A 22,643-nucleotide genomic window follows, 5' to 3' on the forward strand; every position below is an offset into this window, starting at 1 on the left:
AAGGGAACGTGACCACCCTACAATTCTACCCCAAAACCAGAAGTTGCGAAAGCGCAGAACGAAAATCGCCGTAAACAATTGTTTCACGGACGCTCACGAACTCGTGAGCAACTTGAGCGAAGGGCAGTTCGCGGCCCCCGGGCGGGGCGGTCTTATACCGGCACCGCGCATGCTGAGGTCTGGCCCTACGGATGCGCTTTTGGCACACGGGCACAAGCGCGCAGGCGGCGTTTTGGGATTGACGCACCGGAGCAGGACACACAGTCTCGCGCCATGTCTCAATCGCTGTCTCATTCGCTCAAACTGCACCGTTGCCCCAGACCCTTTGATCCCGCCATTAGCGCCGAGGTGGTTGCGGAATTTGCGCATCTCTCTCCTGAGTTTCAGGCGCTCCTTGGGGGGACTGCGGGCAGCAGCCCCTATCTCAATACTCTGATCCGCTCCGAGCAGGCGTGGCTCGAGGGGGCGCTTCTGAACCCCGAAGCCGCTCGGGACGCTGAATTCCAAACCTGTCGCGCGGCGCCACCCGATCAGGTGAAATCCATCCTGCGCGCGGGCAAACGCCGGATCGCCCTCTTGTGTGCGCTATGCGATCTCTCCGGGCATTGGCCGCTCGAAGAGGTCACAGGCACGCTCACCCGGTTTGGTGAACTGGCGGTGGATGTGGCGCTCAAGGCCGAGATTGCGCTCCTGATCAAGCGCAACAAACTACCCGGCATGGGCGAAGAAGACATCGCCACCGCCGCCGGCATGAGTGTTTTTGCGATGGGAAAGATGGGCGCTTACGAGCTGAATTACAGCTCTGACATTGATCTCATCTGTCTCTTTGACGAGACTCGTTTCGCGCGGGATGATTTTCTGGATGCGCGGCAGGCCATGGTGCGCGCCACCCGCAACATGAGCGCCGCCCTCAATGACCGCACCGCCGAGGGCTATGTCTTTCGCACCGACCTTCGGCTCCGCCCGGACCCTTCGGTAACGCCGGTTGCCTTGGCGATGGCGGCGGCCGAGCACTACTACGAGAGCCTTGGCCGAACCTGGGAGCGCGCCGCCTATATCAAGGCCCGCGCCTGTGCTGGCGACATCGCGGCGGGCGAGGCGTTCCTCAAGACCCTCACTCCGTTTGTATGGCGGCGGCATCTTGATTTTGCTGCCATTGAGGACGCGCATAACATGCGCCTGCGCATTCGTGAAAACAAAGGCACCGGCGGCCCGATCACCGTGCTGGGACACGATATGAAACTCGGGCGCGGGGGCATCCGCGAGATCGAGTTTTTCACCCAGACCCGCCAGCTCATTGCGGGGGGGCGCGACCCGTCGCTCAGGGTGCGGGGCACTGTCGAGGGGCTGGAGGCGCTTGCGGCAGCGGGGTGGATCACCTCGGAGGTGGCCGCAACCCTGGCCGGTCACTACCGCGCCCATCGTGAAATCGAACACCGCATCCAGATGGTGCATGACGCGCAAACTCATCGCATGCCCACCTCGCAAGAGGGGCTGTCGCGGGTGGCCTGCCTCATGGATGTCGAGGCTGAATCCTTTGTGAGCGGGTTGCGCGACCGGCTGTCTGAGGTGCATCGCCTCACCGAGGATTTCTTTGCCCCGGGCAGCAGCGCGAAACCCGCAGAGCCCTTGCCCGAGGCACTCGACCAATCGGTGATCGCGCGTTGGCCCAGCTACCCGGCGCTACGCTCGGATCGTGGTGCGCGGGTGTTTGAACGTCTCAAACCCGAACTCCTGAGCCGTCTCGCCCGCACCGCCAACCCCAAAGAGGCGCTTTTGGCGCTGGATGGGTTTCTGGCCGGGATGCCCGCTGGGGTACAGCTGTTTTCGCTCTTTGAGGCCAATCCGCAGTTGATTGATCTTCTGGTCGACATCGTTGGCACGTCACCAGCGCTTGCCAACCACCTGTCACGCAACGCATCGGTGTTTGACGCGGTGCTGGATGGCGGGTTCTTTGCAGAATGGCCCGGACGCGACTGGCTGATTGCAGACCTGGAACAGGCCCTGGATGGCGAGGGGGATTATGAACGGCAACTGGATCTGACACGGCGCTGGCACCGCGAATGGCATTTTCGCACCGGCGTGCATCACCTGCGCGGGCTGATCGGGGCCGAGACCGCCGGGCAGCAATATGCGGATCTCGCGGATGCGGTGATTACCGCGCTGCTGCCCAAGGTGGCCGCGCAATTTGCCAGCAAACATGGCCCCATGCCCGGACGGGGCTGTGTCATTCTCGGCATGGGCTCCTTGGGCGCGGGGCAGCTCTCGGCCACCTCTGATCTTGATCTGATCATGATCTACGACCCACTCGATGAGGACAGCTCCGATGGCAAACGCCCGCTGGCGGTGCGCCCTTATTATGCGCGCCTCACGCAGGCCATGGTCACAGCGCTGAGTGCGCCGATGTCCCAAGGTCGGCTCTACGAGGTCGATATGCGCCTGCGCCCGTCGGGCAATCAGGGGCCAGTGGCAACTAGTTGGCAGAGCTTTACTCAGTATCAGGAACATGACGCCTGGGTCTGGGAGCATCTGGCCCTGACCCGCGCCCGGGTGGTGGCAGGCGAAGAGACGCTGGCCCGCGATCTTGAGACCTTCCGCTGCGCCTTCCTCGCAAAACCCCGCAGCCGTCAGGAGGTGCTCTCGGAGGTGATCGAGATGCGCCGAAGGCTGGCCGCGGCCAAAGCCCCCGAGGGGGTGTGGGACGCCAAGACCGGCCCCGGACGCATGCTCGACATCGAACTTATCGCGCAGGCCGGGACGCTTCTGGCCGGGCGGTCCACGCGCGCGGTTGCCGAAGGGCTCAGCGCCGGTGTCGCCAGTGGCTGGTTAAGTGACGCGCAGGCTCAAGGGTTGCGTCGCTCATATGCGCTATACTGGTCGGTGCAAGGCGCCACGCGGCTGATTGCCGGGAAAGGGTCAGATGGGGCGGTGCGCGGCGAAGGGGGGGCGGCCTTCCTGCTGCGCAGCACCGGGTTTGACGATCTTTCCCTGCTGCAACAGGCGCTGGAAGATGCCTATGCCGAGGCGGCCGCGATCATCGAGGCCGCGCTTGGCCCTGTATCGCAGAACCCTGACGCACAAGAGCCGGAGTCCCAGAGCAACGATGACCAAGATGACACCCCCCTCAGCTGACCGCGCGTCTTTGGATCCCAAGGGCCTGTTTCGCGAAGCCTATCGCATGGACGGGCTGGATGGCGCGCAATGCCGCAGCATCTTTCTGGATTGGGCCCTGTCGACCCCCGTCGATCTGGACACGGAGGCCGCGCTCTCGGAGCTTCTGGCGCACTACGGCGAGGCGTTCCCCGATCACCCGATGACGCAGGTCTTGCGCGATGGTCTGCAGGGGGGAGCGCGCCCCAAGCGACGCGGCGGCTGGCGCTCGCGCGAGCGGGCTCCGTTTGAGGATTAACTCGAACGCGCCACAGCACCACCCCTGAGCGCCCGACTTGGTTTGGGCGCGCGTGCTGCCCCTCAAGGGGAAGGGGTGCAGTGTCGAAAGGTTAACAACTCCTTAAAAGGTACGGATTGCGCCAGATTTCCGCCCCGTTTACCCGCCACAACGCAGATGTGGACAGCGAGCGCTGCCGGGTATTAGGGAGATCATCGTGCGCCTTACATCTATTGTTTCCGCAGGCCTTCTGGCCCTGACACTGGCCGCCTGTAGCACGCAGGAGCAGCCAAGCCGCAATGCCTTTTCCGAGCCTCTGACCCTGATCGCCCCTGCGATTGCGCCGTTTCCCGAGTGATCTCGGCATCGGTCGCTCCGCCTGCTGTGACCGGAACTTGACCTCGACCTCAGGGAACGGCGTTTTCGCACTTGGGGCAGCGACGGAGACGCGCTATGTGGGGCCATGACAGACGCTTCCCTGACCCCGCCCGCGCGCCCGCGCGTCAAAATGAAACCCAAGTCAAATGCCCGTGCGATCCGCCACGGCTTTCCTTGGGTCTATGCCAACGAACTGGTCACTGACCGGCGCACCAAGAAGCTCGCGCCCGGCAGCCTCGCGGTGCTCGAGGATGAAGCAGGCCGCAGCCTCGGCCTCGTGGCCGTCAATCCCGAGAGCAAGATCATTGCCCGGATGCTCGATCGCAACCCGGAGGCCTTGATTGATGCAGAGTGGTTTGCCGCGCGCCTGTCGCGCGCCGCAGCTCTGCGTGGCCAGCTTTATGACGCGCCTTTCTACCGACTGGTCCATGCCGAGGCCGATGGGCTGCCGGGCGTGGTGATTGACCGCTTTGGCGAGACTTGTGTTGTCCAGCCAAATGCCGCCTGGGCAGAGGCTCATCTTGAGGCGCTGACACAGGCGCTGGGCGAGGTGACGGGCTGCACGGTGATCCTGAAGAACGCCTCGGGCCGCACCCGTGGGCTTGAGGGGCTTGATGATGAAAACGCGGTGCTCAAAGGTGCCGCACCTGAGGCCCCGGTCCCGGTGGTGATGAATGGTGCCACCTATATGGCGGATCTCACCGGCGGGCAGAAGACCGGCCTGTTTTACGATCAGCGTGACAACCATGCCTTTGCCGCACGTCTGGTAGCGCCGGGGGCCGAAGTCCTTGATGTGTTCTCGCATGTGGGCGGCTTTGGCCTCGCGATGCTGGCGGCGGGCGCAGGGCAGGCGACCTGTGTCGATGGCTCTGCGGCAGCCCTTGATCTTGCGGCAGCGGGCGCCGCGGCCTCCGGCCACGGCGACAGGTTTACCGCCCGTCAAGGCGATGCCTTTGACGTGCTGGCAGCGCTTGGTGCAGAAGGCGCAAAGTTTGATGTGGTGATCTGTGACCCGCCCGCATTTGCGCCCTCAAAACAAGCGCTTGAGGCTGGTTTGCGCGCCTATGAGAGGGTCGCGAAACTGGCCGCGCCCCTGGTAAAGCCCGGCGGCTACCTGGGCTTGTGTTCTTGTTCGCATGCTGCGGATCTGACGCGCTTTCGCAATGCGTCTGCACGCGGGATCGGCAAGGGCGGACGTCGCGGACAGCTCTTGCACACCGGCTATGCGGGGGCGGACCATCCGCAAATGCCGCAACTGGCCGAGAGCGGCTATCTTAAGGCCGTGTTCTTCCGGCTCGACTGAGGTCTCTGACCGTGAAGCTGCTGCTTGATACCTGCGTGCTCTACCCGACAGTGATGCGCGAGATGTTGCTGGGCGCGGCGCGCGCGGGGCATTTTGTGCCGCTCTGGTCGGCGCGGATTTTGGGCGAGTGGGAGCGCGCGGCAGTGAAGCTCGGCCCCGCCGGCGCGGCGCAGGCCACAGCTGAAATTGCGCTCCTGAAGGCGGCTTGGCCCAAGGCGGAGGTCGCGCCAAAACCCGGTCTCGAGGCCCGATTGTGGTTGCCGGATCAGCATGACATTCATGTGCTTGCTGCAGCGATTGCAGGCCATGCAGATGGGATCGTCACCGTCAACGCAAAGGATTTCCCCCGCCAGACGCTGGAGGAGGAGGGGCTGAAGCGCAGCGCGCCCGATGAGCTCCTGTATGACTTCTGGCTCAAAGATCCCGCGGTGATCGAGGCCGTGGGACAGGCGGTGCTTTCGGAGGCCATAAGGCTCTCGGGTGAGGACTGGCAGATGCGGGCGCTGTTGAAAAAGGCGCGTCTGCCACGGCTTGCCAAGGCTCTGGCCTGACCTGAAAAAACTGAGGGCAGAGTTCGACCGCGGGTGGAAGCAAAGCGCCCGCCCATGGGGGCGGTCGGGCGCTGCCCGGGCTGTCGTCCGGGCAAAACTGAACTTTAGCTGTTCCCCAGGATCTCTGCCGCGATCTCAAACGAGCGCAGCCGCGCGTCATGATCATGGATCTGCCCGGTCAGGATCACCTCGTCGGGCTGGTAGGTCTCAATGAGCCGTGCGAGATCTTCGCGCACACTGTCCTTTGAGCCAACCGCCGAAATTGTCAGCGCCTGATTGACCCCGGCAAGAATGTCCGGCGTCAGCACATCAGAAATGTCCTCCACCGGCGCGGGAAGCTTGCCCGGGGTGCCAAGGCGCAACCGGGCAAAGGCTTGCTGCATGGTGGTGCGCAGCCGGATGCCCTCTGCATCCGTGGCGGCGGCAAAGACGTTGACCGCCAGCATCGCATGCGGCTTTTCCAACGTCTTTGAGGGGCGAAACTGGCGGCGATAGACCTCAAAGGCCTGAGAGAGCGCTTGGGGCGCAAAATGCGAGGCAAAGGCGTAAGGGAGCCCCAGCATGGCAGCGAGCTGCGCCTCGTAAAGGCTCGACCCCAGCATCCAGACTGGAACCTCGGTGCCCTCACCGGGGATGGCGCGCAGATTGCTCTCTGTGCGGCGGGGGCCGAGATGAGCGATGAGCTCCTGCACGTCCTCGGGGAAGCGATCGCCTGAGTCCTGCAACCCGCGCCGCATCGCCCGCATCGCCGCCATATCCGTGCCCGGTGCGCGCCCAACGCCGAGGTCGATCCGGTCGCCGTGAATTTCTGCAAGGGTACCAAAGGCTTCGGCTACCATGTAGGGCGCGTGATTGGGCAGCATGATACCGCCCGCGCCGACCCGGATGGTCGAGGTTGCCTGTGCAATATGGCCGATCATCACCGCCGTTGCCGCGCTCGCAATGCCGGGCATGTTGTGATGCTCCGCCAGCCAGTAGCGGTGATAGCCCCAGCGTTCGGCGTGGCGGGCGAGGTCGGCGCTATTGGCGAGCGCCTCTGCAGTGGTGGCGCCTTCTGGCACCGGGGCGAGATCGAGGACGGAATAGCGCATAAAACCTTCTCCTTGCAGGAAGGTTTAGGTAAGGGCTCGCGTCAGGCTGCACAAGAGGGGCGTGGAAAAACATCCAAGCTCAGGGCGCTCAGGCCTCGCGCCACTTGTTCTCGAGCCGCTCCAGCGCGGCGATGCGTTCCTCGGTCTTGGGGTGACTCATGAGCCATGCGGGGGCCATCCCGGCCCGAGAATTCGTGAGCTCTTCGAGTTTGCGAAACAGGTCTTTCTGCGGCTCGACACCGATACCGGCCTTGGTCAGCAGGGCGGCCGCATATTCGTCGGCCTCATATTCATCCCCCCGCGAAAGGCGCGCGGCCAGAAGGTTGGTGAGAACCCCCGCGATCCATGGTCCGACAAAGGGAATGTAGCGCCCGATGACCATCATCAGCACTGTGCGCAGCGCGTTCTGGCCGGAGAAATCGATCATCCGTTTCTTGGCATGTCCAAGCGCCACGTGACCAAGCTCATGGGCGATCACGCTTGCCATCTCGGCATCGGTGACCTCGCCGGACTGGAATTTGCGATAAAAGCCACGGGTGATGAAAATCCGCCCGTCGGGCGCGGCAAGGCCATTCACCGGGTCGATCTCATAGATGTAGACCGGGATGCGCGGCAGCTCGAGCGCGGCCGCAAGCCGGTCGGTCATGCGTTTCAGATGCGGGTCCGCAAGCTCGGTAGAGCGGGCGCTCAATTCGCGGTGGGTGCGCCAGACGGAGAGGCGATACATCACCAGCCCGTAAATCACCGCAAGAAGGATCGGAGTCAGTCTCAGCATCCCTTTGATATGGGCGGGTTGACGGCGCAGGACAAGCGGATTGCGTAAATTCCTGAGGCGGGAGAGCTGTAAACAGACGCTCGGTGGGAATGCGTTTCAGGGGGGGAGACTTCAATGGACTTTGGGGCTGGCCGGTGGCGGCTGGTGTCGGGGAGCCTTGTGACACGGGTGGCAGAACGCGCGCCGCGGCTTTAGGTCCGTAAGGCTGACCTAATGTTTCGCATGCGAAACACTGGGGCAGGAGGGCTGATACTTTTTGTTGGGGCAGGCCGCAGGTCGCCCCCCAGATCCGGGTTGCCTACACGGAGGACGGTTAGATAACAGCATGTTAACCGCAGACTAGCGGGTGAGCTCCCGCATGCCGCGCTCCAGCCCGTCGAGCGTCATCGGCACCATGCGATCCTCAAAGATCTCGCGGATCATCTGGATTGAATGGGTATAGCCCCAGTATTTTTCGGGCACCGGGTTGATCCAGAGATGTGAATTCCATTGGTCGCGCGCGCGCTCCAGCCAGACCTGGCCGGCCTCTTTGTTCCAATGTTCATTGGCACCGCCTGGATAGGAGATCTCGTAGGGCGACATCGACGCATCGCCCACAAAGATGCACTTGTAATCCGGTCCATAGGTGCGCAGCACCTCGTGGGTCGGCGTCTGCGCGTCCCAGCGGCGGCGATTGTCACGCCAGACGCCTTCGTAGAGGCAGTTGTGGAAGTAGTAGTACTCCAGATGTTTGAACTCGCTGCGGGCGGCGGAGAACAGCTCTTCGACGAGCTTGATATGCGGGTCCATCGACCCGCCCACATCGAGAAACAGCAACACCTTGGCGGCGTTGTGGCGCTCGGGGCGGGTTTTCACGTCGAGATAGCCGTGTTCGGCGGTTGCGCGAATGGTGCCGTCCAGGTCGAGCTCTTCTTGTGCGCCCTCGCGGACCCAGCGGCGCAAGCGCTTGAGCGCAACCTTGATATTGCGGGTGCCAAGTTCAACATCGCCATCGAGGTTCTTGAACTCGCGTTTGTCCCAGACCTTGACCGCGCGCTGATGGCGGCTCTCTTTCTGGCCGATGCGCACGCCTTCGGGGTTGTAGCCATAGGCGCCGAAGGGAGAGGTGCCGGCGGTGCCGATCCATTTGTTCCCCCCCTGATGGCGGCCTTCTTGCTCCTTCAGGCGCTCTTTGAGTGTCTCCATCAGCTTTTCAAAACCGCCCAGAGCCTCAATCTCGGCGCGTTCTTCAGGCGAGAGATGTTTCTCCGCCATCTTGCGCAGCCACTCTTCGGGAATGTCCACGGCGTCCATCACAGCAGAGGCGGGGATCTGGTCGAGGCCTTCAAAGGTGGCGGCAAAGGCGCGGTCGAATTTGTCGAGGTTGCGCTCGTCTTTGACCATTACGGCACGCGCGAGGTAGTAGAACGCCTCCACGTCATAGGTGACGAGACCCGCCTTCAGCCCTTCGAGAAAGGCGAGATATTCGCGCAAGGAGACCGGCACGGCGGCGTTGCGCAGGTTCTCGAAGAAGGGCTGAAACATGGGGGCTCCGTCGGTTTGGGGCAGGTCAGCGTCAGATCATCATGCGGTGGGTGACGATGGTGGCGAACAGGCCGAGAATACCAAAGATCATGCCGTAGACAGCCCCGTATTGCAGCATATCGGCAAGATTGCCGCCACGTTTACGGGCCTTATAGGCGCCAAGGGCAGCACCAACGAGCAGGGCGAGGATGACGATCATGTAACACAGGTCCAAAATTCGGGGTGTCCGGGTCTGCGATAGGCGACACGAACGACCGGTGGGGCTTTGGCGTGGATATAGCCCGGCTTTGGCGCAGGTGCAAAGGTCAGCGACGCCGGGAAGGACCGGCTGCGGCAACCTCACGCGGCGTCAGCGCGATGACCGCGCCCGGACCATTGCCATAGAGCGCCCATCCGGCACTCTCTGCGCGCAGGGCGGTTGCGCGGCGATGGTCGCCGCGGCTCTCGGCGATATGCGCCTTCAGGGTCAAAAGCGTGGCCATCAGGGCGGCGTTCTGGCTGGTTTGCGCAGCGCCATAGGCGGTATCGATCAGCTGTTCGGCGCGCGCGACATTGCCCGCGCGCAGCGCATAGGCAGCAAGGCGGGACTGGTTGAGGGCGCGATGCGGCGCGGTGTCCGGCCCGGTGCCGAGGTAGTTGAGCGCGGTGCGAAAATGCGCTTCGGCCTGCTCGGGGGCAGATGTTTCCAGCGTCCGCCCGATCAGGAAATGCCCAAAGGCGCGGCGGTGATCCTGCCAGCCCTGCGCCTCGGCGATATGGGCAGCCGTATGGGCGGCGCGCACGCGCTGAGCGCGTGTTGCGGAGCCACCGAGCGCAGTCTCGACCGCCGAAGTCCAGGCGCTGGGGGTCTGGGGCAGCGGGGCCGAGGCGCGGCGGGCGCCTGCAGGGTTGAGCCGCGAAAGGATCGCGGGCAGGCGCGCGGCGACCTCTTCGCGAGTCATGCCGGTTTTGAGGGAGGGGTCGTAAGTTGCGCGCAGCATCAGCATGTCAAAGCCGGTCAGCACCGCATGTACATTGTCGTCGTTAAAGACCGAATCCCGCAGGCGATAGAGGTCATTGAGCGGCCCCAGCGCCTGCGCCAGTTCCTCGTGCAGGCAGTCGCGCAGCTCTTGCGGGTTCACATCATTGGGCACAAAGATCGCCAGCCGCTCGCGGCTGCGCAGGTTTTTCCAGTCGGTTTGTGGCAGGCGGCGCGCGCGGCGGTATTCCTCGATCGAGCTGACATTTGGTACCACGAAACAGGCGGCATGCGGCAAAAGACGTTGAATGCGCGCGCGGCTCACGGCCTCGATGGTCACGGAGGCGGGCACCTCGCCCGGCGCGCGCAGGCGGACGTTGATCCCGGCCTCGCGGCGCAGGCGCGTCAGCAGTGCCTCAAGATCCATGCGCAGCGTGGCGGGCGCGGCGCCGGTGACCGCGACGCTCACCGGGCCTTCGAAACGGGTGAAGACCGGCATGGTGGTGCCGCCCTCAAGACGAAAATGCAGATCGAGAAAATCCCGCGCCATATCCGCATTGGAGCGCAGCGGCGGCGAAGCCGCGCGGGTGGCAAAGGTGCGGATGGGGGGCAGGTCCGTCGCTAGTGAGGCCGACGCGCGCGAGGGCGGCGTCTCGGCCGGGGCGCAGGCCATCAGGAGCGTGCAGCCCAGAAAAACCGTCTTGAGGCGCAGCGCCCGGAGCGCAGTCAAGACGCGTCCAAGCGCGCCCCAGGGGGGAGAAAAGGTCACATGCACGTCTCTGGTCCGCCTCGGCAAGATCCGGGATCATCTCCCGGCCAAGACACCCAGTATGAACATGATTTGGGCGAAAATTTGAAGTCGGGTCCGATTTTGACGGCACATAGGGCCGGTGTGCAGCCAGCCCGCATCAGATCATCATCAGCGGCCACGTCGCGCCATGAAGGCGAGGCGTTCAAACAAATGCACATCCTGTTCGTTCTTGAGCAAGGCACCGTGCAGTTTTGGCAGCGCATTTGCTCCGTCGCGTTTCAGATCCTCGGGGCTCAGGTCTTCGGCCAACAGGAGTTTCAGCCAGTCGATCACCTCCGAGGTGGAGGGTTTTTTCTTGAGCCCCTGTGTGTCGCGGATTTCGTAGAATTGCGTGAGCGCCGCCGACAAGAGGTCGGGTTTGATGTCGGGGTGATGCACTTCGACGATTTTCTTCATCGTCTCGGCATCGGGGAAGCGGATGTAATGGAAGAAGCAGCGCCGCAAAAACGCGTCGGGCAGCTCTTTTTCGTTATTGGAGGTGATGATCATCACGGGGCGATGTTTGGCGCGGATGGTTTCGCCGGTCTCGTAGACGTGAAACTCCATCTTATCGAGTTCCTGCAAGAGATCGTTGGGAAACTCGATATCGGCCTTGTCGATTTCATCAATCAGGAGCACGACTTTCTCGTCGGCCTCAAAGGCCTCCCAGAGCTTGCCTTTCTTGATGTAGTTCTTGACGTCATGCACGCGCTCTTCGCCGAGCTGGCTGTCACGCAGACGTGACACCGCATCGTATTCATAGAGCCCCTGCTGCGCGCGGGTGGTGGATTTGACGTTCCACTCGATCATGCGCAACCCAAGGGCGTCTGCCACCTGTTTGGCGAGCTCGGTCTTGCCGGTGCCCGGCTCGCCCTTGACCAGCAAGGGGCGCTCCAGAGTGACCGCAGCATTCACTGCAACTTTCAGGTCTTCGGTTGCCACATAGTCCTTAGTGCCCTGAAATAACATGAACTCTCCCTCCGGTCGCGCCTTAGTATTGCCGAATTGGCATGTCAGGCTCCGGTATAAGCACAGCGAGTGACTATTGTGTAGTGACATTCGCGGCACTTGGGATTAAACGCTGCGGCATGGGGGAGCCAGAATGCTTGGAAAATTTGAAGAGACCAAGATGATGGGCCAGACCGAAGGAGCCGAAATGAAGCAGGACGTGTTTCTGCCGGAGGACTATCGCCCGGCCGAAGACGAGCCGTTTATGAATGAACGGCAAATGGAGTATTTTCGACGCAAGTTGTTGAATTGGAAAGCCGAGCTTTTGGATGAAAGCCGGGATACCATCGAGGGCCTGCAGGAAAATACGCGCAACATTCCCGATGTGGCAGATCGTGCCAGCGAAGAGACCGACCGGGCCCTGGAGCTGCGGACGCGCGACCGTCAGCGCAAGCTGGTGGCCAAGATCGACGCTGCGATCCGCCGGATCGACGAAGGGGAATATGGCTATTGTGACGTGACCGGAGAGCCGATCTCCCTGAAGCGTCTCGATGCCCGCCCGATCGCCACCATGAGCCTTGAGGCCCAGGAGCGGCACGAGCGGCGCGAGAAGGTCCATCGCGACGACTAATTTCAGTCATCCACAAGATTATAAAGCGCCGGGTCTTTTGATCCGGCGCTTTTTTGTTATGAGCTTGCTAACGGGTAGCGGGCATTGGGCGCATGAAGTTAGATAAACTCAGAGTAACGGTCGTTGGCGCCGGGATTGGTGGTCTGGCTGTGGCCTACCTGTTGCAACGCGCAGGCGCACAGGTAACGGTGCTGGAGCAGGCCGAGGAGATCTCGGAGGTGGGTGCGGGCCTTCAGGTGACGCCCAACGGGGTGGCCGTGATGCGCGCGATGGGGCTTGCGGATGACCTGGCCTGGTGTGCGCAGCGTGCCCGTGCCGTGGTTCTGCGCCATCACCGTGAAGGGCGCGAGGTACTGCGGCTCGATCTCGATCAATACGCCCATGACCTGCGCTATTACTTTGTGCATCGTGCGGATCTCATCACCCTGCTGGCGGATGCGGTGCGCCGGTCAGGTGTTCAAGTGCGTCTGCTGCAAAAAGTGAACGCCGTGGTGCCGGGCGCACGTCCCAAGGTGCAACTGGCCAATGGCGATACCTGCTGCGCCGATCTGGTGGTCGGGGCCGATGGGCTGCATTCGCGTGTGCGACCTGCGCTCAATTCCGTGGCAGCGCCAAAATTCACGGGTCAGGTGGCCTGGCGGGCAACAATCCCCAACCGGCTGGATCTGGCCGCAGAGGCGCAGGTCTTTATGGGGCCTGGGCGGCATCTGGTGGCCTATCCGCTCAAGGATGGCTCCTTGGTCAATCTTGTCGCGGCACAGGAGCGGCGACAATGGGCAGAAGAAAGCTGGAGCCACGGAGACGATCCCGAGAACCTGCGTCGGGCGTTTTCCATGTTTGGTGGCGCTGCGGCAGAGCTGCTTGCGGATGTGCGTGACGTCAAGCTCTGGGGGCTGTTTCGTCATCCGGTGGCGCAAAGCTGGGGCCGCGACGGTGTGGCCTTGCTGGGGGATGCGGCGCATCCGACGCTGCCATTTATGGCGCAGGGGGCTAATATGGCGCTCGAGGATGCCTACGCTCTGGTGCAGAGCCTTTTGGGGGCAGAGGATTTTGAGGCGGGGCTTTCGGCCTATCAGGCGCGCCGGCACCGGCGGGTGTCAAAGGTGGTTGAGGCCGCAAATGGCAATGCGTGGAAATACCATCTGCGTTCCCCGCTGAGCTGGCCAGCGCATCAGATCCTGCGAGTAGCCGGGGCGCTGGCACCACAACGGATGGTCAGCCAGTTCGATTGGATCTATCGCCACGACGAGACGGCGGTTTGAGCGGGTGATCCTGAGCGGTCGAGTTTGACCGGGTTCGGTAAGTCCCTGATAGTTATTCTTTAATGTCCATGTATGAGGTGTTTCGCTTTGGGCTTTGCCCAAAGCGACCCGCGCCGCGCAGGCACGCCTGCGCGGCGCTTGGCCCAATGTGAGCGCGCGCATCTTGATGCGGGCAGGGACGGGCGGGAGTTCATCCAGCAGGAAGACGCGGGCGCGCGTGCACGGCGCGGTCGTGCCGGTGCGACAGGGCGCATCGCCTGACGACCTGTCAGGCCGCCTGCGGCGCAGCTCAGGGTTCAGAGATCGAGATCCACCCAGATTGGGACATGATCGGAGGGTTTCTCGCGCCCGCGAATATCCTTGTCGATCTGGCAGTCCCGCAGCAGGTCTGCCGCCTGCGGTGTAAGCAGGAAATGGTCGATGCGGATGCCATCGTCCCGGTTCCATGCACCCGCCTGGTAGTCCCAGAACGTATAGTGCCCCGGGCCGCGTGTGCGCGCGCGAAACGCTTCGGTGAAGCCAAGGTTCACAATGCGCTGGAAGGCGGCGCGGCTCTCTGGGCGGTGCAGTGCATCCTCCAGCCAGGCTTCGGGGCGCTTGGCATCTTCGGCCTGCGGGATGATGTTGTAATCCCCCGCCATCAGCGCAGGCATCTCTTCTGCCATCAACTCCGCGGCGCGCGCCTTCAGGCGTTCCATCCAACTGAGTTTATAGGCGTATTTGCCACCCTCAACCGGCGTGCCGTCGTCGTTCAGTTCGACCGGGTTGCCATTGGGCAGGTAGAGACCACAGATCCGGAGCGCTTGTTTGCCCACCACCGTGGCTTCGATCCAGCGCGCCTGCTCGTCGCTCTCGTCCCCGGGCAGGCCCCGGCGCACATCCTCAAGGGGCAGTTTCGACAGGATCGCCACACCATTGAAGCTTTTCTGGCCGTGGGTTTCCACGTTGTAGCCGCGCTCTTCGAAGAGCTCGCGCGGGAACGCCTCATCCACCGATTTGATTTCCTGCAGCACTGCCACATCGGGCTGGGCCTCGTCGAGCCAGTCGGTCAGGGCGTTCACACGGGCCTTGATGCCGTTGATGTTGAAACTGGCGATCTTCATGGCGGTCTCCGTTCTGTGCGTCCACCTGTCTATCGCCGAATTCGCCCGCTCCCGCAAGCAACAGGGCATGTGTTGCACGTCATCCACGAGGCGCAGTGTTCCGACCAGCGCCCTCCGGAAAAAAAGGGTCCAAGCGCCTGCGACTCGCTTGATGGAGCAGGGTCCGGGTCGGGGCGAAGAATCAGCGCAGAGATCCGTCTCCAGACCCCGGCGCCGCAAGTTTTCCTGTGCAACCAAGGGTATAAATCATTTTGCTTTGCAATACTGCGTGTGTGAATAAACCTGTGCAAATATTGTGGGTAACTGAAATTGCATTTTTGAATCAATTAGATGTTAATAAAAATTAATGAAGAGTGAATGCGTTTTTATCTGCATGGTGTTGGAATTCTCTTGTTTTATTTTTTTCAGGTGGCAGGTTTTGGGTGTCTATTACTTTGAATGAAGGAGAAGTCCCGTGAGCGCTCTGAAGAAAACCGTTGCCGATATTGCAGAAAATACAGGTGCATTTGCCGGTGAAAGCGTGGGTCTCGTCAGCTCTACCTGTTTCGATCAAAAGCACGCAGGTGCTCAGGTATCGCTTTACAGCTCCACATGTATTTCCGAAGCCGCCACCGATGCGCTGGTAGGGGATGCAACCCACATGGTCTCTTCGACCTGCATTGAGAGCTGAGTCTTACTCCGTCTCGATTGAAATGCGTTTCGGTGACCCAATTGTGTTGGGTTGCCGAAGATCAATTTAATGATCTTGAGGTCTGTTTATGGGGCAGGTGCTTTCATTTCGCAATGCGCAAGAGAAAAAAATCCGTGAAGGAGCGCCTTTTCTTTTGAATTCATTTGGCTCTTTTCGCAAAGATCCACTGGATGTTTTGTGGATGAAGGAAAATGCAGAGCTGCTCAATGTGTTGGAAACCACAGGTTGCACTTTAAATGAGGGTGCATTGGAGCCGCTTTTGCCATTTTACGAAGGCAGCCTGAGGCACCTGAATTTCTTTCGCCAGTATTATCGTTTCATCCTGTCGATCTGCCTCGATCTGGAGGATCTCGGGGTGCCGGGTCAACGAGCCGAGATCATGTCCGATTGGATCATGCGTCAAGACGTGGCGGCGGCTGAACTTTCGGATTTGCAGCGGGCCGAGGCGCGACGCCTTTTGGCGCGGCGCGGGTTCGAATTGCCCGACGTCGAAGGGCTGGATGGACGGCTGCGGGCCTTTATGCAGCGCTCTGGCGGATTTGCGGTGCCCAATCGCAAGGCTGCCTATGAGTTGACCCATATTGTCTTTTACCTCACCGAATACGGTCGCGCGCCCCTCGAACTGGAAGAAACAGAGCGTCAAAGCCTGTTGTTTGCCGGGTTGATCGCCTTTCTCGATCAGGATGCGGATCTTCTTGCGGAAATCTGCATCGCGCTTCGTTTCTGCAATGAGACCCCTCCACAGGAATGGAGCCGTTGGCTGGAGCAACACACAGGGAAATTTACCCTGCGCGCGGCGCCCGGACGAGTGGGGCAGGACGACTACCATCCCTACCTTATGTGCAATTGGTTTCAACTTCTGGTTGGACGGACTGGGTTTTCTGAGGCACAGTGCGAGGGTTCAGTTGTGATTGAAGGGCCGGGGCGTCCCGGCGCGTTGCGAGGCATGTCGATGGCACTCTATACCCTGCTTGATCAGGCGCCCGGAACTTGGGCGCGGGTGCGCGCGCCTCTATTGCAGTCGCTCAGTTCCGAAGAGGGGGAGGTTCTGCGCCGCGCTGAGGAAAGCACGCCCTTGTTCGAGCCCTTTTTCGAGACATTTTCGCGCTTTGGCCAGGTGAGTAGCGCATGAGCCCTGTCGCCACAGGGGTCCTGGCCGTCTTGCTCTATACGGGGCTGATCGCGGCGGCGGATGGGATCGTGAAACTGATGGCTGGGGGATTTGCTCCGGCGCAGCTTTTTGCTTTGTCGGGTCTTTTGGTGGCGGGGTTCTGTGTTATCGCGGGGCGGCTGCAGGGGCATCCTGACGGTCTGCGCACCAACTGCAAACGGGCAATGCTGCTGCGATCAGGCGCAACTGTGCTGTCCTGCACTTCCTTCTTTTTTGCGTTTCGCTATCTGGCATTGGCCGAGGTGTTTGTCTTTATCGCGCTGATGCCGCTGATGGCGGCGATGATGTCGGGACTGATCCTCAAGGAGCGCATCCGCCCCGTTGTCTGGCTAGCGCTGAGCCTTGGGGTGATCGGCATTCTGGTGATGCGTCCCACGGTGCAGGTCGGAGGGGCTCTTGGGTCGGCGCTGGCGTTGAGCGGGGTTGGGTTTGGGACGCTGTCGATCATCATGGCGCGCTACATCAGCCGATACGAGAGCAACGTGCTGGCGCAGGTCTTCTATCCAAACCTGACGCTTGGGCTGGTGATGCTCTGTGTGTTGCCATTGGTCTGGCGCCCGATGGCGGCAGCGGATCTGGCGCTGGTCGGGGCCTATGCGGTCCTGCTGTTTGGGGCGCGTTGGCTGTTGGTTTTGGCGCTGCGGCAGCTGCCGGCCTATACGGTGACACCGCTTCTCAATCTGCAATTTGTCTGGATGGCGCTGATCGGATTGATGTTCTTTGGTGAAGTGCCATTTGTATCAACCTATTTGGGCATGGCGGTTGTTGCGGCATCGGGTCTCTTTTTGGTCTGGGATCAGGCTCAAACTCAAACACCCGTCCGCACTGAGGCGCCTATGGCGACGATTGCCTCGGACAAATATCGTCGTGGGAACAGGGCGCCTGCACGCGGCGTTCGGCGCAATGACCGGCGCAGTGGCGCTTGGCGCACGCGGCGCCGGGTGCAGTCCGGCCGCTAAGTGCGTCGCGCGCGCGAGTGATGTGCGAGATTGTGTGCGCTGGCCGGGGGGGGGGGGCAGCGCGTAACTTCAATTCTTCGTAGGTCCGATGCCCAAGAGGGAACGCGCCCCGCGAGACATCAGACTAAAGATTCAGGCTGAGCGATCACATCAAGCACCCGCGAACGGGTTCGGGATGAACGCACGCCGAACGGGGGTCACATGGAAAACGAGGTGCCGCAGCCACAGCTGGAGGTGGCATTGGGGTTTTCGATCGTAAAGCGCGCGCCGATCAGCTCTTCGGTGAAGTCGATCACGGCATTCTCGAGAAACGGCAGCGAGATTTCATCGACCACGACTTTCTGGCCTTTGCCCTCAAGCACCAGGTCGTCGGATTTGGGCGTGTCGAGCGCAATCTCATATTGAAAGCCTGAGCAACCGCCGCCTTCGACCGCGATGCGCAGGGCCTGGCCTTGATCTGCAGCGCCGATTTCGGCGAGCCGGTCAAAGGCGCGATCCGTCACTTTTGGGGGCAGTTGCATGTTGGTTTTCTCCGATGGCGTGTTGCAGCGTCAGTGCAAATATAGAAAGGTGCGCGCGAGGCGACAAGATTTGCCGGAGAAAAGAAACACATGTACGCGCCCTATGCCACCATGCCCGACCGTTCGCGCGGGCGGGCTGTTCCCGAAGAAGAGAGCAGTTTTCGGTCTCCCTTTCAGCGCGATAGGGACCGGATCATCCATGCCAGCGCCTTTCGGCGCCTGAAGCACAAGACGCAAGTGTTTGTGGAGCATGAGGGCGACAATTATCGCACCCGGCTTACCCACTCCATCGAAGTAGGACAGGTGGCGCGCACCATTGCAGGCGCGCTGGGGCTCAATCAGGAGCTCACCGAGGCCGTAGCGCTGGCGCACGATCTTGGGCACACGCCCTTTGGCCACACCGGCGAGGACGCGCTGCATGAGATGATGGCGCCCTATGGCGGATTTGACCACAACGCGCAGGCCATTCGCATCGTGACGGCGCTGGAGCGCCACTATGCAGAGTTTGATGGTCTGAACCTCACTTGGGAGACGCTGGAGGCGATTGCCAAGCACAATGGCCCGGTTGTGGGGGAGCTGCCCTGGGCCCTGGCGGCCTGCAACCGGGGGATTGATCTGGAGCTGCACACGCACGCCAGCGCCGAGGCGCAGGTGGCGGCCCTGGCGGATGACATCGCCTACAATCACCACGATCTGCACGACGGTTTGCGGGCCGGGCTTTTCACGGATGACGATGTGTGCAGCTTGTCGATCATCGCGCCCGCCTACGCGGAGGTGGATGAGACCTATCCGGGGCTGGATCATAATCGCCGTCGCCACGAGGCGCTGCGGCGGTTCTTTGGGGTTATGGTCAGTGATGTGATCGAGACCTCGCGGCGTAAGATTGCGGCCTCTGGTGCGCAGTCGGTGGAGGAGATCCGGGCGCTGGATCATGCGGTCGTGACCTTTTCGGATGAGATCTGGACCCAGCTCAGAGAGCTGCGGGCCTTCATGTTCACCCGCATGTACCGCGCTCCTTCGGTGATGGTGGTGCGCGAGCGTGTCGCCGTCGTGGTGAAGGCGCTGTTTGCCTATTACCTCGAAAACACCATGGCGATGCCCGAGCGCTGGCATGGCGACATTCGCAAGGCCGAAACAGAGACTGACCGGGCGCGGATCGTATCGGACTATATCGCCGGGATGACGGATCGTTTTGCGCTGCAGCTCTATGATCGCTTGGCGCTTGGGGCTTGAACGGCGATCTGTGAGCGCGGCCGGGGATGCGAGGCTCTGCCTCGCGCTCCGGGATATTTGGGGTTAGAAGAAGGGGTGCGGCCGCGTGGCCTTTGGGGCGCGTAGGGCTAAGGCGGTTGACCCTGAGCGCGCCCCTCGGTATCCGCTGTGGCTGATACCTATGGGACGCCAGATATGAACCTCTTTACCGATATCCGTACGCTTGTGATCGACAGTCTTGCGGCCATGACGGCCGAAGGGGCCCTGCCGGAGGGGCTCGACTTTGCCAATGTCACCGTGGAGCCGCCGCGCGATGCGGCGCATGGGGATATGGCGACCAATGCGGCGATGGTGCTGGCAAAACCCGCCAAGATGAAGCCGCGCGATATTGCCGAGGCGCTGGCTGCGAAGCTGGCGCAGGACAAGCGCATCACCTCTGCGGAGGTGGCGGGGCCGGGGTTCCTGAACCTGCGTCTGGATCTGTCGGTCTGGCAGGCTGTGCTGGGCAAGGCGCTCAATGCAGAAGAGGCCTATGGCCGCTCTGACATGGGGCAGGGCAAGCGGGTCAACGTTGAATATGTCTCGGCCAACCCGACAGGGCCGCTGCATGTGGGTCATACGCGCGGTGCGGTATTTGGTGATGCGCTGGCGAGCCTTCTGGATTTTGCGGGCTATGATGTAACCCGCGAGTATTACATCAACGATGGCGGTGCTCAGGTCGATGTGCTCGCGCGGTCGGCCTATCTGCGCTACCTCGAGGCCCATGGGCAGAGTGTGGAATTCCCCGATGGCACCTATCCGGGCGAGTACCTCAAGGATGTGGGCGCTGCTCTGAAGGACAAATTCGGCGATCGTTTTGTCGGCCAGCCCGAAGAGACCTGGCTTGAGGAGGTGCGCAACTTTGCCACCGACATGATGATGGATCTGATCCGCGAGGATCTGGCACTTCTGGGCGTGGAGATGGATGTTTTCTATTCGGAAAAATCCCTCTACGGCACCGGGCGCATCGAGGCGGCGCTGGAAAGCCTGGATGCCAAGGGGCTGATCTATGAAGGCGTGCTGGAGCCGCCGAAGGGCAAGAAGCCTGACGATTGGGAGCCGCGCATCCAGACCCTGTTCAAATCTACCGAACATGGTGATGACGTGGATCGTCCGGTGAAGAAATCCGATGGTGCATGGACCTATTTTGCCCCCGATATCGCCTATCACTATGACAAGGTCAGCCGTGGCTTTGACATGTTGATCGACATCTTTGGGGCGGACCATGGTGGCTATGTGAAACGGATGAAGGCGGCGGTGTCGGCGCTCTCGGATGGCAAGGTGCCGCTGGATGTCAAGCTCTGCCAGTTGGTGAAGCTTTTCAAGGACGGGCAGGAATTCAAGATGTCCAAGCGGGCAGGAACCTTTGTGACCCTGCGCGACGTGGTGGATGCGGTGGGCGCAGATGTGACCCGCTTCATGCTGCTGACCCGCAAGAACGATCAGGGGTTCGATTTCGACCTTGATAAGGCGCTGGAGCAGTCCAAGGACAATCCGGTGTTTTATGTACAATATGCCAATGCGCGCATCCACTCGACCCTGCGCAAGGCGCGCGAGGCGGGGATCGCTTGTGATGAGGCGACGCTGAATGGTGCGGACCTGAGCCTGCTCACACATGACGCACAGCTTGCGGTTGCGCGGAAAGTCGCCGAATGGCCGCGCCAGGTGGAGATCGCCGCGCGCACCAATGAGCCGCATCGGATCGCCTTTTTCCTCTATGAGTTGGCGTCAGATCTGCATGGTTTGTACCACCTCGGCAAATCTGAAGAAAGTTTACGATTTGTTAACGAGAGCAGCGAATTGGCAACACATGCCAATTTGGCGCTGGCGCGGGCTGTTTCGATTGTCATTTCTGCCGGTCTTGGTATTCTTGGCGTCAAACCGGCGCAGGAGATGTGACACTAAAGTCGCCCGAACCGCCGGTCTGAGGCAGATCAAGAGACCCTACGTGCAGATGTCCCGCCCTGAATTGGGCGGGCTGTCTGGCACAAATGGGCAGTGAGGCGGATATGGCATATTTTGCACAGGTGGGCGCAAGCACCCCCTCTTCAAATAGCGATGGCGAACGCGGTGGGACCGCATTCGACCCGTTCTCCTCTCATCAATATTCGCGCGCACCCGATCCGGTGCAGAGTGCTCCGGCCGCAGCTGAGGCGGCACCGGAACCATCGTATCCGAGCTTTGGGATCAATCCGACGCAATCGGTAAATGTCGGCACGTTTTCGGGTGTTGGCGCCACGCAAGCGAGCCTGACAGCGACACAGGCGGGCTACGCGGGCGGTATGAGCGCGCCAAGCGTCGCGCCCGAGGCGGGCTATGACTATGTGTCCGACTACGGCGATGCCTATGGCGGCGACGAGGATGAAATGTTTGCACCGCCGCCGGGCGGGCGCAGCGAGTTCGGACGTATGGCCGCGTTTCTGGGCGCTGCGGCCTCGCTGGCACTGGTGGTGAGCATTTCCATGTGGGGCTACAAGCTGATCATGCGCGATGTCTCCGGCGTGCCGGTGGTCAGCGCGCTTTCGGGGCCGATGCGCGTGGCGCCGGAAAACCCGGGCGGGGAACTTGCAGACAATCAAGGGCTTGCAGTGAACTCCGTGGCCGCAAACGGGATTGCCGAAGATCCCGCCGACCGCTTGCAGCTGGCACCGCAAGCGATTTCGCTCACCGAAGACGACCAGCCGATCCCGGTTCTGACAGAGGCCGCCGAAGCCCAGGCCGCACTGGAGGCCGAAGCGCTGGCCCCGGCGGTTGCGCAGGAAACCGCAGCGATTGAGGCGGGCGATGATGTCTCGCCGCTCGAGCAGCGCAGCAATGATATCGACGCGTTGGTGGCCTCGCTCACCGAAGGGGCGGTTCCGCTTGAGGATCTGCGTGAGACTTCGGCATCGATCACCCAGCCAGAACCACTTGCGGCGGCAGAGGTTGCGGCGATCACCACGGTTCCGGCGGCTGTCCGCAATGCGCCCGGCGTGCGCGAAACCCCGCGCCCAATGGTGCGCCCGGCGCGGTTTGCGCCTGCGCCCGCAGCCAGTGCAGACACCACACAAGCCGCGCGCGCCGCGGTTGATATTGACCCCAAGAGCCTTGAGGTCGGGACCCGTCTGGCACAGCTAGGCGCCTATGAGAGTGCCGAGGTGGCGCGCAGCGAATGGACCCGCATCAGCGCCAAGTTTGGTGACTTCTTTGACGACAAGGCCCGCGTGGTCCAGCGCGCCGAGAGCGGTGGGCGGATCTTCTACCGGTTGCGCGCACATGGGTTTGAAGACCTGTCGGACGCGCGCCGCTTCTGCTCGGCGCTGGTGGCGGGCAATGCAGATTGTATCCCTGTGACGATGCGTTGATCGG

Annotated in this window: 21 protein-coding genes; 13 read left to right on the forward strand and 8 right to left on the reverse strand. The window is 61.8% G+C overall.

What is annotated here, in order from left to right:
- Window positions 1-285: 285 nt before the first annotated feature.
- The 5 genes from glnE (at window position 286) to ACZ1HH_RS04340 (ending at window position 5,620) form a co-directional block, all read left to right on the forward strand.
- Window positions 286-3,132 (forward strand): bifunctional [glutamate--ammonia ligase]-adenylyl-L-tyrosine phosphorylase/[glutamate--ammonia-ligase] adenylyltransferase, encoded by a 2,847-nt coding sequence (gene glnE / locus ACZ1HH_RS04320; RefSeq protein WP_487320441.1) that lies wholly within the window; start codon window positions 286-288, stop codon window positions 3,130-3,132.
- A complete protein-coding gene (locus tag ACZ1HH_RS04325; RefSeq protein ID WP_044026703.1) occupies window positions 3,104-3,409 on the forward strand; it encodes a hypothetical protein in 306 nt (101 codons plus the stop codon). The genes glnE and ACZ1HH_RS04325 overlap by 29 nt, the downstream gene beginning before the upstream one ends.
- A 196-nt stretch (window positions 3,410-3,605) precedes the next feature.
- Window positions 3,606-3,746, forward strand: coding sequence for a hypothetical protein (locus ACZ1HH_RS04330; RefSeq protein WP_166485537.1), 141 nt, complete (start codon window positions 3,606-3,608; stop codon window positions 3,744-3,746).
- Between the two features lie 105 nt (window positions 3,747-3,851).
- On the forward strand, window positions 3,852-5,069 hold the full coding sequence (locus ACZ1HH_RS04335) for an RSP_2647 family RNA methyltransferase (protein ID WP_472635962.1): 1,218 nt from the start codon (window positions 3,852-3,854) through the stop codon (window positions 5,067-5,069).
- A gap of 11 nt (window positions 5,070-5,080) precedes the next feature.
- Window positions 5,081-5,620: an RSP_2648 family PIN domain-containing protein gene (locus tag ACZ1HH_RS04340; RefSeq protein ID WP_472635963.1), complete on the forward strand. Its 540-nt coding sequence runs from the start codon at window positions 5,081-5,083 to the stop codon at window positions 5,618-5,620.
- 104 nt (window positions 5,621-5,724) lie between these two features.
- On the opposite strand, the gene ACZ1HH_RS04345 is transcribed toward ACZ1HH_RS04340, so the two are convergent.
- From ACZ1HH_RS04345 to ACZ1HH_RS04370, 6 genes are all read right to left on the reverse strand, one after another.
- Window positions 5,725-6,711, reverse strand: a complete 987-nt coding sequence (locus ACZ1HH_RS04345; RefSeq protein ID WP_472635964.1) for an LLM class flavin-dependent oxidoreductase — start codon at window positions 6,709-6,711, stop codon at window positions 5,725-5,727.
- A gap of 88 nt (window positions 6,712-6,799) precedes the next feature.
- Window positions 6,800-7,486 (reverse strand): M48 family metallopeptidase, encoded by a 687-nt coding sequence (locus tag ACZ1HH_RS04350; RefSeq protein WP_472635965.1) that lies wholly within the window; start codon window positions 7,484-7,486, stop codon window positions 6,800-6,802.
- A gap of 339 nt (window positions 7,487-7,825) precedes the next feature.
- On the reverse strand, window positions 7,826-9,010 hold the full coding sequence (locus ACZ1HH_RS04355) for a vWA domain-containing protein (protein WP_416368166.1): 1,185 nt from the start codon (window positions 9,008-9,010) through the stop codon (window positions 7,826-7,828).
- A 31-nt stretch (window positions 9,011-9,041) separates the two neighbouring features.
- On the reverse strand, window positions 9,042-9,209 hold the full coding sequence (locus tag ACZ1HH_RS04360) for a hypothetical protein (protein WP_011538237.1): 168 nt from the start codon (window positions 9,207-9,209) through the stop codon (window positions 9,042-9,044).
- A 106-nt stretch (window positions 9,210-9,315) separates the two neighbouring features.
- On the reverse strand, window positions 9,316-10,764 hold the full coding sequence (locus tag ACZ1HH_RS04365) for a DUF2927 domain-containing protein (protein ID WP_487320395.1): 1,449 nt from the start codon (window positions 10,762-10,764) through the stop codon (window positions 9,316-9,318).
- A gap of 123 nt (window positions 10,765-10,887) precedes the next feature.
- Complete coding sequence (locus ACZ1HH_RS04370) at window positions 10,888-11,727, reverse strand: AAA family ATPase (protein ID WP_011538239.1); 840 nt, start codon at window positions 11,725-11,727, stop codon at window positions 10,888-10,890.
- 187 nt (window positions 11,728-11,914) lie between these two features.
- On the opposite strand from ACZ1HH_RS04370, the gene dksA reads away from it, so the two are divergent.
- Entirely contained in the window at window positions 11,915-12,337 is a 423-nt protein-coding gene (dksA, locus tag ACZ1HH_RS04375; RefSeq protein ID WP_005634254.1) for an RNA polymerase-binding protein DksA, read from the forward strand.
- A 92-nt stretch (window positions 12,338-12,429) separates the two neighbouring features.
- On the forward strand, window positions 12,430-13,599 hold the full coding sequence (locus ACZ1HH_RS04380) for an FAD-dependent oxidoreductase (protein ID WP_472635967.1): 1,170 nt from the start codon (window positions 12,430-12,432) through the stop codon (window positions 13,597-13,599).
- Between the two features lie 296 nt (window positions 13,600-13,895).
- On the opposite strand, the gene xth is transcribed toward ACZ1HH_RS04380, so the two are convergent.
- On the reverse strand, window positions 13,896-14,702 hold the full coding sequence (gene xth, locus ACZ1HH_RS04385) for an exodeoxyribonuclease III (RefSeq protein WP_472635969.1): 807 nt from the start codon (window positions 14,700-14,702) through the stop codon (window positions 13,896-13,898).
- 454 nt (window positions 14,703-15,156) lie between these two features.
- On the opposite strand from xth, the gene ACZ1HH_RS04390 reads away from it, so the two are divergent.
- From ACZ1HH_RS04390 to ACZ1HH_RS04400, 3 genes are all read left to right on the forward strand, one after another.
- Window positions 15,157-15,372, forward strand: coding sequence for a hypothetical protein (locus tag ACZ1HH_RS04390; RefSeq protein WP_168610827.1), 216 nt, complete (start codon window positions 15,157-15,159; stop codon window positions 15,370-15,372).
- Window positions 15,373-15,460: 88 nt separating this feature from the next.
- Entirely contained in the window at window positions 15,461-16,525 is a 1,065-nt protein-coding gene (locus tag ACZ1HH_RS04395; RefSeq protein WP_472635970.1) for a DUF6902 family protein, read from the forward strand.
- Window positions 16,522-17,523, forward strand: a complete 1,002-nt coding sequence (locus ACZ1HH_RS04400) for a DMT family transporter (protein ID WP_416368174.1) — start codon at window positions 16,522-16,524, stop codon at window positions 17,521-17,523. Before ACZ1HH_RS04395 ends, ACZ1HH_RS04400 begins: the two co-directional genes overlap by 4 nt.
- 197 nt (window positions 17,524-17,720) lie before the next feature.
- On the opposite strand, the gene ACZ1HH_RS04405 is transcribed toward ACZ1HH_RS04400, so the two are convergent.
- Complete coding sequence (locus tag ACZ1HH_RS04405; protein WP_011538246.1) at window positions 17,721-18,044, reverse strand: HesB/IscA family protein; 324 nt, start codon at window positions 18,042-18,044, stop codon at window positions 17,721-17,723.
- Window positions 18,045-18,134: 90 nt separating this feature from the next.
- Between ACZ1HH_RS04405 and ACZ1HH_RS04410 the strand changes: the two genes are divergently transcribed.
- From ACZ1HH_RS04410 to ACZ1HH_RS04420, 3 genes are all read left to right on the forward strand, one after another.
- A complete protein-coding gene (locus ACZ1HH_RS04410) occupies window positions 18,135-19,277 on the forward strand; it encodes a deoxyguanosinetriphosphate triphosphohydrolase (protein ID WP_472635971.1) in 1,143 nt (380 codons plus the stop codon).
- A 174-nt stretch (window positions 19,278-19,451) separates the two neighbouring features.
- On the forward strand, window positions 19,452-21,194 hold the full coding sequence (argS, locus tag ACZ1HH_RS04415; protein WP_472637299.1) for an arginine--tRNA ligase: 1,743 nt from the start codon (window positions 19,452-19,454) through the stop codon (window positions 21,192-21,194).
- A 110-nt stretch (window positions 21,195-21,304) separates the two neighbouring features.
- The gene (locus ACZ1HH_RS04420; RefSeq protein ID WP_472635972.1) at window positions 21,305-22,639 is read left to right on the forward strand and encodes an SPOR domain-containing protein; all 1,335 of its coding nucleotides are present in this window, start codon (window positions 21,305-21,307) and stop codon (window positions 22,637-22,639) included.
- Window positions 22,640-22,643 lie beyond the last annotated feature (4 nt).

This window comes from Epibacterium sp. HA2-3, assembly GCF_055693725.2.